Source organism: Aggregatibacter actinomycetemcomitans (genome assembly GCF_023518055.1).
Lineage (GTDB): Bacteria > Pseudomonadota > Gammaproteobacteria > Enterobacterales > Pasteurellaceae > Aggregatibacter > Aggregatibacter actinomycetemcomitans.
Map to the genome: position 1 here is coordinate 330648 of NZ_CP085096.1, position 12168 is coordinate 342815.

The window sequence follows — 12168 nt, forward strand, 5'->3', positions numbered from 1 at the left end:
TCATTTTGATGAAATGGTTTAACGCTATCAACACATTTAACTTGTAAAGCAACATAAAAAAGTGCGGTTGAAAAAACATTTGGATTTTCCACCGCACTTTTTTTGCCTATGCTTTCATTTCATTTTTACGGCGTTGTAAGAAATACACCAACACCAGTAATAACGCACAGCCCAAGGATACAATAAACAGGCTGCCGAAGAAGCCATTCCAGTGTAAGGATTTAATAATCCACGCCAACGGTACACCGGCAGCAGCGGCACCGATATATGCGAATAAGCTCACAAAGCCGGTGGCGGAACCGGAGGCGTATTTGTGGGAGTTTTCCGCTGCCGCCATGGCGATAAGGAATTGTGGCCCGAAAATAAAGAAGCCCATTAAGAAGAACAAGGTGCTCATTACGAAATAATTATCGCTCGGAATAAACCATAGCGCGAGGGACACAGCAATAATGCCCAACACATAAATAATATTCATTTGAGTGCGGTTGCCGTGGAAGAATTTATCAGATCCCCAACCGGCAAATAACGCACCCAAGAAACCGCCGATTTCAAAGAAGGACACCGCCGAATTGGCTTTTAACAAGTCGTAGCCATGGGTTTCCGTTAAATACAAATTGCCCCAGTCGTTAATCCCGGTGCGAACCATATAAATGAAACACCAAGAGAATGCGAGCGCCCAAATAATCGTGTTTTTGAACACATAGGTTTTTAAAATTTCCCAGTCGGATAAACCCACACCTTCGCTTTCATGTTCTTTTTCCGCCACATCATTGCGCCATTCCCCCACGGTCGGCAAACCCATGGAGGTCGGGCGATCACGCAACAAGAAGCATATGGCAAAACCGACGACACAGGCAATAATCCCCGGTACAATCATGCCGTAACGCCAGCCCCAATAGAGCGTTACCGCACCGGCGAGCAACGGAATCAGCGCACCGCCGAGGTTGTGCGAGGTATTCCAAATTGCCCACCACAAACCGCGTTCATTGCGCGAATACCAAGTGTTCAAAATCTTAGAACAAGGCGGCCAGCCCCAGCCTTGGAAAAACGCATTAATCATCCAAAGGGTAATAAACATAAACACTGAAGAGCTCAAGCCGAAGAAAATGTTAACCACCCCGGTCATCATCAACCCGATGCCCATAAAATAGCGCGGGTTTGAACGGTCACCTAACACACCAGACAAAAATTTTGATACGCCGTAGGTCAAGTAAAACGCAGTGCCCATGATCCCAATATCCGTTTTTTGTAAGCCCAAATCTGTTAACATCGCCGGCATCACAAAATTAAAACTTTTCCGCGTAAAATAAAATACAGCATAGCCGATGTAGCTGGTAATCATCAGGTGCATACGCCAATAACGGTACGTTTTGTCAATTTCTTCCTTGCTTTTGGTCACCGGCAAATCCGGCTGGACACTAAAAATACCCATTGCTTTCTCCTTATTTTGTGATTTAAGTAACAAAACCCATATTGACCAGTATAGTACAAAACAAATGTTCAAAAAGTGACATTTGTCACAGATAGCAAAATCCTTTACTCCCGAAGCGACGGATTTTGTTATAGTGAGAACACGCTAACAGCAAATAAAAAGGAGAGACAATGGATTTACACAACATTCGCGCAGAATACCGCAAAAAAGTGCTGTCGCAACTGGAATGCCACGCCAATCCCATCACGCAATTTGAACACTGGCTGGACGACGCCATCAACGCACAAGTGAATGAACCCACTGCCATGAACCTCGCCACCGTCAATGAAAACGGACGACCGAGCAGCCGCATGGTGCTATTAAAAGAAGTAAATGTGCAGGGGTTTGTGTTTTTCACCAACTACCACAGCCGCAAAGGACGCGCCATTGAACAACAGCCCTACGTCGCCTTAACCTTCTTCTGGCCGGAACTGGAACGCTCCGTACGCATCGAAGGCAAAGCGGAAAAAATCTCTGCCGAGCAATCGGACGCTTATTTCGCCAGCCGCCCATACACCAGCCGCATCGGCGCCTGGGCAAGCGAACAAAGTGCGGTCATTTCCGGCTACAAATCTTTACTCGCCAAAGCCGCCCTCATCGCCGCCCAACACCCCCTCAACGTCCCTCGCCCGGAATCCTGGGGCGGCTACCTCGTCACCCCCGACCGCATCGAATTCTGGCAAGGCAGACCCAGCCGCCTGCACGACCGCATTTGTTATTTGCTGGAAAACGGGGAATGGAAAAATGTGAGATTATCGCCGTAAAAACGTTGGAAAAAAACACCGCACTTTTGGGGAAAGTGCGGTGGGATTTTAAATTGTTTTTTGATAGTGTCGACTAGAGAGGGAAGTTTATGGTCTTATTACAATATTATAATTATTTCCTTTATCTCTAATTTCTATTGCAGCTTCAATCCAAGCATTCGGATTAGAGATAAACTTATCCCAGTTACATTGAAGCATATATGAATTAGAACAACTATTCCTTAGTTTATATGTAGTATATGGTGTATGCAGGTTATTCAAGTTTCTTTGAATAATATCAAAATAAAAGCCATATGAATTTACGTAATCATAATAACCATATCTATCAGGTAGAACGACCAATAAAATTGCATTACGCTTGCTTCGGTTATCTGGACGTCGCTCACTTCTTAGTGAATAAGCAATTTCCCAAGGTATCCATTGATCTTTCTCTGATTTCCAAGAATTTTTTATATTGGGGGAGATAAGAACAATGGTAACGGAACTATCAAAAATCTTTTCTGCTAATTTTGAACGAATAGTCTCCGTTTTAAAGCCGGCAAGACTTTCATTATCATTTTCCCCTTTATTGATATGAATATCATCACGCTCAAATTTATTTTGAATAATATCAACATAATCACGAGCAGTTGTTTTATATTGACTATAGAATGAAAACAAATTATTGGGTTCTTTAAGTTGTTTAACAGCATTGTCAGAATATTTATACGAAATAAAAATTTTATTTCCCATGATAGGTTTCCTTAGAGTATTTGATTATTATTTTTTACGAATGGAAATAGCCTCTTCAATCCATTTTTCTATATTATCTGCAATATCATTATAGGCATCCGAAGATTTAGGATTATAACATTTGACTATGCTAGATAATTTAGAACCATTTTCGAACGTAAATTGTTCAAATGGATTGTCGCCTTTTCTACATTCACCACTTTTTGGATCTTTCAGGTTATGAATATAGATACCCAATACGCCTTTTCCATCATTCCAAGCTTTTTGAATTTCATACTTAACCCATTTTCGTTTAGATGTATCTTCTCCAATCAGAACAACCAGACAGCTTTTACCAGATAAATTTTCATCAATCCATTTTTGTATTTCTTTATCTCCTTTCCTTTTTATTTCTTCCCAGGTATTAGGTGTCGCTGGTGGATTGCCTTCTAGCTTTCCAATGTTTCTTACTTGTTGAACACGGAAAACATCTTTTTCATAATGAAAACTATAAAATACATTTCTCTTCATAATTATTTAACCTTTTTTAAAATTGACAAAATATTAGATCTTAATTCATCTAGCGAAATATTTTCTTTAGATAGTGCTTGCATTTCATTTTCAACCTCCTTAGCAGACTCTTTATTCATCTCATTATCCCAGAGTTGTTTTGCCATATATCCAGTAGCAGCAACAGGGATTAAAACATTTCCATTCCTTTTGGAAATATCAAATTCCTCCTGCATACCATTTGATAAAATCAAATTTCCATTCTGTAATTTATTTCCGAATAGAAATATAGAGATACCAGCATAAGAAATCATATCTTCACGCCAAGCAGACCACAATTCTTTCCCTTCTTTATTCTGAGGGAATGGGCGAATTATCAAATAGTCCTCATCTATTTTTAAATTTTGTTCCGTAAGATGTTTTATTGCGCCTGAAATAACTGAGCTACCTATTCCTAATCCAAAACCTGTAACAATACGATACCCTAGTTTTAAAATCTCTTGAGAAAGAGAAGAAACAAATTGTTCAACTTCTTGCTGAGAATAAGGAGAATAATTTTCTGCTGCCCCTGAGATAAAAATAGTTTTACGTTTTTGAGCTTGTTCTATTTCCATCAATATTTCTGTAATTTCTGAATAATCATCAATTAATAACGCACTAATTCCTACTCGCTCTAAATCTGAAATAAAAAATTGTTGCTTCCGTTGTCTGTATTCAAATTCATCTTGTGGTTCATTCTCATTCTTTTGGACTTTTCTTAAAATACAAAAATGCTCTTTTTGATTTTCACTATATGACGCTCTAATCCGACTCAGAATATAATCAATATTAGGATCAGAAAAGCTAAACCCTAAAAATAAAAATCTTTTTGTTAATAGATCTCCACGCAAAGCATTAAAAAAGTCATTTCTTGTTAAATGAAATTTCTCATAATCGTCCTTGATAAGAACAGTTTGATTTGGCAGAGAAGCATCGCCATGCATTTTATATACAACAACATCTCTTTTATGAATTGATATTGGAAGTTGTTCTACGCAGTGCTTTACATCCACAACTTTCCCAGCTTCTTTTAATGCTGTTTCTATCATAGAGTCATAATTGGTTGTCCAGAAAGTATCTATGGGAAGTCTAGCTAATATTTTATGATTTTCTGTCAATGTAGCACTCTGGGAAAACTCATCTAAAATGAGTTGGTTGATTTTTGAACGTTTACCACATTTACTATTGACATAATACTGAGCCAAAGAGACTAGATTGCTTTCTTCTTTGTCTATATCTAAATTCATCTCATCTGCTAAATCACGAAGCAATATCTTCCAATCTACAAAACCAGCTGAAACAGATAACCCTGCACCAGCGAAGATGGCTAGGTTATTTGCAGATAACTCGTTAACTAATTCTTTTATCAATTGTTTTTTATTCATGTTTTTACTCAAAAGTTATTTTTTAGAATTCTAAAAGTATAGTGAAATAGAGATTATTTCAAGTGCTTTTAAATAAACTCGTCACCCCATACAACGGCACATTCACCACCCAATCCTGTTCCTTATAATCTGCCATTGAAAACCGTAAAGCGCGTTTGGGTTGGAATTGATCTACGTAGACTTTTAAACTCTTTGCCTTTAAATTTTCTTCCGCTTTCACTTCAATTGGGGTGATGTTTTGTCCTTGTTGTAGCACAAAATCCACTTCTGCCGTGCCTTTTTCCGTTGCCCAGTAGAAAACGGGATTGTCTTGCAGCACCAAAAGTTGTTGCAGGACATATTGTTCCGTCAGTGCGCCTTTGAATTCGGTGAATAGGCGGTTGCCTTCCAAAAGCACTGTCGAGTCTAAATAGCTTTGTGCGCCGAGCAAGCCCACATCAAGGCTGAATAATTTAAAGGCGTTGTCTTGATAGGCGCTCAGCGGTAAATGCGGCTTTTTAATACGTGGCACGACATGGACTAAGCCGCTGTCTTTTAACCATTGCAGGGCGATTTCATAATCTTTACTGCGCGCTCCTTTTTGCAGTTGGGAATAGACGAATTTTTTGTTTTCTTTTGCCAGCTGTTCCGGAATGCTGTTCCATAATGCACGTACCCGCTGCACCGTTTGCCCGTCGCTAATGTGTTTGGAAAAATCCTGTTCGTATGCCATCAACAAATTGCGTTGGATTTGCCGAACCTCATTCAAATTCTGCGTTTCCACAAAGGTTTTGACCGCTTCCGGCATACCGCCCACAAAATAATATTGGCGCAGTAAGTCAATGTATGTGGATTTCATTGCGCTAATTAATGCCCAATCCTGCATTTCCAGTAATTGCACGAGATCCGGCTTGCTCATGGCAAGTAGAAATTCACGAAAATCCATGGGGTAAATAGGCTGAAAGTCCACTTTCCCCACAGGAAAAGAGGCTTGATGGTGGAGCGAAACGCCAAGCAACGAGCCGGCGGTGACAATGTAAAAGTGCGGTGCGTTTTCATAAAAATATTTGAGGGAGGAGAGGGCTTGTGGCACTTCTTGGATTTCATCAAAAATGATTAGCGAGTTGTCCGCTTGAATATCCACGCCACTTTCGATTTTTAACCCGAGGATTAAACGATCGATATTGTAATCGCCTGCGAAGAGGGTTTTCATGCGCGGATTATTATCGAAGTTAATGTAGGCGACTTGTTCAAAAGCCTGTTCGCCAAAATGTTTCATTGCCCAGGTTTTGCCCACTTGTCGAGCACCTTGAATAATTAATGGCTTACGATTGGGCTTGGTTTTCCACTTTTGTAATAAGTCTAAAATATAGCGTTTCATCGTTGATCCTCTTATTGGATTTCTCGCTATTCTAACGCAGACTTTACATTTTTTCTAAGGAAAAAATGTCAATTAGATACACTTTTTCCAACGAAAAAATGTAATTTTACACATTTTTTCTAAGGAAAGTGAAATTCATCTAAAAAAATATTCATAAATCACTGAAGTGATTTATTCACCCCTTCGGGGCCGTTGGCATAGCCAACGTTCAAAAAACGGAATTTTTTGTGACCGCACTTTTGAGACAAAAGTGCGGCCGGTCCTTGAGTTAAATTTGAATTAGGCGAGTTTTGCGCGAATGGCGTTTGCCAATTCTATGTTGACTTGCTCAAAATGTGCCAATTAGCGTTCTACCACGTATCGGTGACCTCTGCCAGACCAGCGGCGAAGTTGCCTGCGAGGTTGTAGTGTTGCGCATCTTGATAATAGGACGAGCGTTCCTGCAACTTAATGCCACTCGGCTGACATGATTATTTAACGGCTGCTGCCGTGGTTGAAGCGCTCGGTTTGCGGCGCTTACCAATGTTTTTACGATCTTGATGGCGCTGTTTGACTTTCTTATCCGCTTTTTTCCGCGCTTCACGTTTTTCGAGTTTCTTCGCTTTTTGTTTCTTGCTGACGGTTTTGATTTCGCCGTCTTTCGGTGCTTTGGTGCGTGGTTCCAAGCCCTCAATGACGCGTGCTTTTAAGATTTCGCCGGTATAACGTTTGATTTTGCCGAGCAGGCGGTAATCGTGAGCTTCCACAAAAGACACCGCGGTGCCTTTTTTGCCGGCGCGTGCGGTGCGCCCGATGCGGTGCAAATACGTGTCGGCGCTGTATGGTAAATCGAAATTCATAATGTGGCTGACATCATCAATATCAATGCCACGTGCGGAGACATCCGTGGAAACCAGCACTTTTACCACGCCGTTTTTCAGCTTGTCGATGGCATTATTGCGCTGGGTTTGTGCCATTTCGCCTTCCAGATAGGCGCTGCGAATACCACGCTTACGCAAATTTTCCGCCAGTTCGCGCACTTCTTCGCGGCGACGCACGAACACAATGCCTTTGCTCACCTGCTCCTGTTCAATGAAGCGTGCCAGCAATTTGAATTTATGCTCATGGCTGTCGGCGTGGTAATACCATTGCTGAATTTTCTTGCGTTCACGGCGGCTCGGTTCCGCCTCAATTTTCACCGGTTCGTTTAAAGTACGTGCGGCAAAATCCTCCAGCAAATCGCCTTCAAGAGTTGCGGAGAACAACAAGGTTTGCTTGCGCCAGCGGGTTTCCGCCGCAATTTTTTCCGCATCCTGCCCGAACCCCATTTGCAACATTCTGTCCGCTTCATCGAAAATAAGAATCTCCACCGTGCGGCAATCAAAATTTTCTTCTTTAATGTATTGCAACAACCGTCCCGGCGTGGCAACTACAATATCTTGATTTTTATTGAAAATTTCCCCGTGATTTTGATACGCCACACCGCCCGTAATAGTCGCGATACTGAGTTTGGTGAAGCAGGCAAGCTCCTTCGCCTGTTCCGCTACCTGCATGGCAAGTTCACGGGTCGGCGTTAACACCAACACGCGCGGCGCACCCGGTTTACGACGTGGGTAATCCAGCAAATGCTGAATCGCCGGCAACAGAAACGCCGCCGTTTTACCGGTGCCGGTGGGCGCGGAACCCAATACGTCACCGCCTTCCATCGCCGCCGGAATGGTTTCCTGCTGGATCGCGGTGGGGCGCTGATAACCTTTTTTCTGAAGGGCGTTGAGTAATTCGGGCGCGAGATCAAAATCTGCAAATTGGATGAGGTTTGTCATTGGTATTTTTCGTTCATTAGCATTAAAATTGCGCCGAATTATACCGCACTTTGCTATTAAAGTGCGGTTGTTTTTAGTGATGTTTTTTGATGAACAATATGGGATTTCAATTTAAGCAATTTCGCGTAAATCATGATCGTTGCGCCATGAAAGTGGGCACGGACGGCATTTTATTAGGCGCTTGGGCGAATGTGACGCAGGCAAAACAGATTTTGGATTTGGGCTGCGGTAGTGGGCTGATCGCCTTGATGTTGGCGCAGCGGAGTTCGGCGGAAAGTCGAATTTGCGCCGTGGAAATCGATCCTGCCGCCGCACAACAGGCGCAGGAAAACGTATCGGCATCGCCTTGGAAAGATAAAATTCAGGTGTATCAACAGAATATAGAAACTTTCTGTGCGCAAAGTAAGCACGCTTTTGACTTGATTGTCGCCAACCCACCCTATTTTCAAACAGGCGTGGATTGCCGTAATGAGGCGCGCAATACCGCCCGTTATTTGGCTTCCCAAAGCCATTTGCATTGGTTGGAAACCGCCGCGTCTTGCTTGGCGTCGAAAGGTAAGATCAGTTTTGTATTGCCTTTGGAGGCGGGCGAAACGCTGTTAAAAACCACCGCACTTTATTGCGTTGAGCGTTGTGATGTGACGACCAAACAGGGAAAAATGCCGCAGCGGATGTTATTAACCTTCGCCATGCAACCACAACCTCTGCAACATAGCCGACTGATTATTTATGATGCGCATCATCGCTACCATGATGATTTTGTGGCGTTGACGCGGGAATTTTATTTGAAGTTTTGAAAACGCTGAAAAAGACGACCGCACTTTTATGGAGTAGCCAAAGTGCGGTCATTTTTTTCGATGAATTTATCTTATCAGCCCTGTTTTGCCAACTTCGTCCAGTTATAATAACCATACAAAGAGTTAAGCAAATAGGCGCTGTACATGAGGTATATTGCCGGTGTTTCTGCCCATAACAAAATGGAGATAATGTTCAGCAAAATCCACAACAGCCATTGTTCGCGGTAACGCAAAATCATCAATAACTGTGCAGCGACGGTGATGATGGTGGTTAAGCCGTCTAAGCCGGTAGAACTCCCGCCTGCGGCTTTTAGTGCCTGCACGAATAATAGCGTGCCGACACTAACAGTAGCAGCGAGCACAATCCAGCCCTGCAAAGTCAGCGATTTAGCAATCACACTTTCGCTACCGCTTTTTTCTTGTTGCATATGGGCTTTCCACGTGAAATAGCCGATAAATTGCGCCGGAAGGTAAACGTATAGCACGGTGTTCATTTCGCCGATGAAATTCGCCTTCCACGCGACATAGAAATAAGTGTAAGCAAAGATAAGGCCGAACAAATAGTTACTGATTTTTCCTTTACTGACAAACACCACGCAAATTACGCCGGCAATGCCGGAAATCATGGCGAGAGGCGATTGCGGATCCAACACAAATGCAATAATTTGCGCCGCGATGAAAAGTAATAACCAGAAAACCTCAAAGGGTTTCCAGCCGGAAAAGAGTTCCTGTTTGGCTTTTTGTAGGAGTTGCTCTGGGTTCATAATAACCTCGCTTATGACGTATAAAGTGCGGTCATCTTAGAAAGTATTTTTTAGAATGTAAAGGATGTGCTACGTTTTTGTGGGGCGGATCACAAAATTCAGATCAATTCGTGTAGTCACAAAATATCCGTGAAAAGTTTATTTTTCTTGATAACACCGCTAAAATAGCGCATTTTTGACGAACAGAGAGAACATCACGACTTTTGCGCCTAGGATTATCCTGATTGAAAATCGACAACTGATTTTCCGGCGGCATAAAACAACATTCGCGCCGAAGAAATCAGCACCCTGCAAGCGTAACGTGAGTAGGCCTTATCGCTGTTACAATAGGCTAGGCAATTCGATTGCCTGTGCGTGATCGTCACCAATAAGGAATAAATATGGCTCTGATTGAATATAACCCACCGCAGGAACCTTGGCTGGATTTGGTGTATCGAGATGATTACATCGCCGTGGTGAATAAACCGAGCGGCTTGCTTTCGGTGCCGGGCAATCAGCCGCAATATTATGACAGCGCCATGTCGCGGGTGAAAGAAAAATACGGTTTTTGCGAACCGGCACACCGGCTGGACATGGCAACCAGTGGCATTCTGCTGTTTGCCTTAAGCAAATCGGCGGATCGCGAATTAAAACGTCAATTTCGCGAACGCGAACCGAAAAAATATTATCAGGCGCTGGTTTGGGGGCATTTGGAACAAGAGCAAGGTATGGTGGAATTACCGCTCATTTGCGATTGGGAAAACCGCCCACGCCAGAAAATTTGCTTCGAACGGGGAAAAAGAGCGGTCACTTTTTACGACGTTTTGCAGCGTTATCCAAATAACACCACCCGCATAAAACTCACGCCGATTACCGGTCGCTCCCATCAATTACGCCTGCACATGCTGGCGCTCGGACACCCGATTTTAGGCGATAAATTCTACGCCCACCCACAAGCCAAAGCCCTCTCGCCCCGCTTATGCCTGCACGCCGAAAGCCTGCAAATCCGGCACCCGATCACCGGCGAAACCATGGAATTCACCACACTGGTCGGGTTTTAAAAAGTGCGGTGGATTTTTCCTGTGTTTTTTCGATGTGAAACACCTAAAATTCCGACCGCACTTTTCTTTTCCGAGGCGATAAAAAGCAATGAAACGGGTTCATTGCTTTGGTTGTCTTTATTGTATTGCCAAATATTTTTCTTTTTCAATTATTGTCCTTATCATTCCGATCTTTTGAGATTTGCCTTTCATGATGGCGGGCCGGAAGGGGACAGGCTGATGAAGTTGGCGATTAGAACCGGCAATCCGAATCCTTCTGCCACTAAAAAATGACGAATGCTTTCAGGTTATGTACCGATGGTGGTCATAAACGTCTCCTTATTGTTTTAATAAGCTTTCGTCTAAGGTTAAATCTTCATTTTTATTTACGCCGATACCGCGATCCAACACATTTTGTGCGATTTGATGTGCTTCTTCCAAAGAATGCTCGGTGTAAGTGCCGCATTGGTACTCATTTAGTTCAGGAATTTCGCTTTGTTTCTTTACATTCAGAATATCCTGCATCGAAGCTGCCCACGCCTGTGCGATTTGGGTTTCATTTGGAGTGCCGATTAAGGACATATAAAAACCGGTGCGACAGCCCATCGGGGAAATATCGATAATTTCCACATCCTTGCCATTTAAGTGATCTCGCATAAAACCGGCAAATAAATGTTCAAGGGTGTGAATACCTTTCGGTGGCAAGTTTTCTTTGTTAGGTATCGTGAAACGAAGATCAAAAACGGTGATATTGTCTCCTTTTGGAGTGCGCATGATCTTCGCAATACGTACGGCAGGCGCCTTCATTCGGGTGTGATCCACTTTAAAACTATCAAGTAATGGCATATTTTTTCCTCAATTTTAGCTTTTTTGATTAAAAATTAAGCGTTCGTAAATTATTTATAAGTTTTTGTAAATTCTTGCGAACTTTTTCCGTTATACTATTGTCATAAATTACGAGCAACTTGCAGTTGTTTTAATAAAATTGGTTCCTTAGGTTATTTGCCTCTCTTCGTGAGAGGCATTTTTTTTATGTATTTTACAGGAAAATCGCAGGCTTTACAGAAAAGCCACACCTAAAAACAACAAAAAAACATACCGCACTATTTTGCCCAGCGCGATAAAAACCAGGCACGCCAACCAGTTCAACCGCAACCAACCCGCCACCGCACAAAATACATCCCCGATGATTGGCAACCAGCTGAAAAATAACACCAAACTGCCGTAACGTTGTGTTTTTTCCAATGTCCAAGCCAGTTCGGCATTCTGCGGCGGTTTATTGAAAGCAGGCAACCAACGCCCTAAAACATAAGTGGTCAGACTTCCAAGTGTATTACCGATAACCGCAACCCATAACAAACTTTGAACTTCGATGGAAAAATGATGGTAACCCGACCATAAAAGCGGTGCGGCGATGGTAAGAAAAATAATTTCCGAATTGCCGGGCAGCACGGTGGAACTGAGAAAGGCGCTGGCGAACATAATCCAAAGCCGATGTTCGCCGAATAAGGATTGCCACCAATCCCAGCTGAAGAGGTCTAACATC

13 protein-coding genes are annotated in these 12168 nt (G+C 42.7%); 3 read left to right on the forward strand and 10 right to left on the reverse strand.

Going from position 1 to position 12168, the window contains the following annotated elements; translation table 11 throughout:
- Positions 1 to 106: 106 nt before the first annotated feature.
- Positions 107 to 1432 carry an MFS transporter family glucose-6-phosphate receptor UhpC gene (gene uhpC, locus LIN98_RS01665; RefSeq protein WP_005541809.1) on the reverse strand — a complete coding sequence of 442 codons (1326 nt, stop codon included), beginning with the start codon at positions 1430 to 1432 and terminating at the stop codon, positions 107 to 109.
- Between the two features lie 170 nt (positions 1433 to 1602).
- On the opposite strand from uhpC, the gene pdxH reads away from it, so the two are divergent.
- Positions 1603 to 2235, forward strand: coding sequence for a pyridoxamine 5'-phosphate oxidase (gene pdxH / locus LIN98_RS01670; protein WP_005548142.1), 633 nt, complete (start codon positions 1603 to 1605; stop codon positions 2233 to 2235).
- An 87-nt stretch (positions 2236 to 2322) separates the two neighbouring features.
- Here the strand turns inward: pdxH and LIN98_RS01675 are convergent, their stop codons facing one another.
- The 5 genes from LIN98_RS01675 to srmB form a co-directional block, all read right to left on the reverse strand.
- Positions 2323 to 2967, reverse strand: coding sequence for a TIR domain-containing protein (locus LIN98_RS01675; protein ID WP_148326216.1), 645 nt, complete (start codon positions 2965 to 2967; stop codon positions 2323 to 2325).
- 27 nt (positions 2968 to 2994) lie between these two features.
- The gene (locus tag LIN98_RS01680) at positions 2995 to 3477 is read right to left on the reverse strand and encodes a TIR domain-containing protein (protein ID WP_005548138.1); all 483 of its coding nucleotides are present in this window, start codon (positions 3475 to 3477) and stop codon (positions 2995 to 2997) included.
- A 2-nt stretch (positions 3478 to 3479) separates the two neighbouring features.
- Positions 3480 to 4880 carry an SIR2 family protein gene (locus tag LIN98_RS01685; RefSeq protein WP_014167492.1) on the reverse strand — a complete coding sequence of 467 codons (1401 nt, stop codon included), beginning with the start codon at positions 4878 to 4880 and terminating at the stop codon, positions 3480 to 3482.
- A gap of 58 nt (positions 4881 to 4938) precedes the next feature.
- On the reverse strand, positions 4939 to 6240 hold the full coding sequence (locus LIN98_RS01690; protein WP_005548134.1) for an ATP-binding protein: 1302 nt from the start codon (positions 6238 to 6240) through the stop codon (positions 4939 to 4941).
- A 470-nt stretch (positions 6241 to 6710) separates the two neighbouring features.
- Positions 6711 to 8042, reverse strand: a complete 1332-nt coding sequence (gene srmB, locus LIN98_RS01695) for an ATP-dependent RNA helicase SrmB (RefSeq protein ID WP_005572001.1) — start codon at positions 8040 to 8042, stop codon at positions 6711 to 6713.
- Positions 8043 to 8131: 89 nt separating this feature from the next.
- On the opposite strand from srmB, the gene LIN98_RS01700 reads away from it, so the two are divergent.
- The gene (locus LIN98_RS01700) at positions 8132 to 8839 is read left to right on the forward strand and encodes a tRNA1(Val) (adenine(37)-N6)-methyltransferase (RefSeq protein ID WP_005572000.1); all 708 of its coding nucleotides are present in this window, start codon (positions 8132 to 8134) and stop codon (positions 8837 to 8839) included.
- 74 nt (positions 8840 to 8913) lie between these two features.
- Here LIN98_RS01700 and pnuC read toward each other — a convergent pair whose 3' ends face one another.
- Entirely contained in the window at positions 8914 to 9603 is a 690-nt protein-coding gene (gene pnuC / locus LIN98_RS01705; RefSeq protein ID WP_005548127.1) for a nicotinamide riboside transporter PnuC, read from the reverse strand.
- A gap of 380 nt (positions 9604 to 9983) precedes the next feature.
- Here pnuC and rluA point away from each other — a divergent pair, with 380 nt between their 5' ends.
- Complete coding sequence (gene rluA, locus LIN98_RS01710; RefSeq protein WP_005567062.1) at positions 9984 to 10643, forward strand: bifunctional tRNA pseudouridine(32) synthase/23S rRNA pseudouridine(746) synthase RluA; 660 nt, start codon at positions 9984 to 9986, stop codon at positions 10641 to 10643.
- Here rluA and LIN98_RS01715 read toward each other — a convergent pair.
- From LIN98_RS01715 to LIN98_RS01725, 3 genes are all read right to left on the reverse strand, one after another.
- Complete coding sequence (locus tag LIN98_RS01715; protein WP_005548122.1) at positions 10640 to 10792, reverse strand: hypothetical protein; 153 nt, start codon at positions 10790 to 10792, stop codon at positions 10640 to 10642. The two genes, rluA and LIN98_RS01715, sit on opposite strands and share 4 nt — an antisense overlap.
- Before the next feature lie 169 nt (positions 10793 to 10961).
- Positions 10962 to 11468, reverse strand: coding sequence for an S-ribosylhomocysteine lyase (gene luxS, locus LIN98_RS01720; RefSeq protein WP_005548120.1), 507 nt, complete (start codon positions 11466 to 11468; stop codon positions 10962 to 10964).
- 213 nt (positions 11469 to 11681) lie between these two features.
- A complete protein-coding gene (locus LIN98_RS01725; protein ID WP_005548119.1) occupies positions 11682 to 12167 on the reverse strand; it encodes a YqaA family protein in 486 nt (161 codons plus the stop codon).
- Between the last annotated feature and the right edge of the window lies 1 nt (position 12168).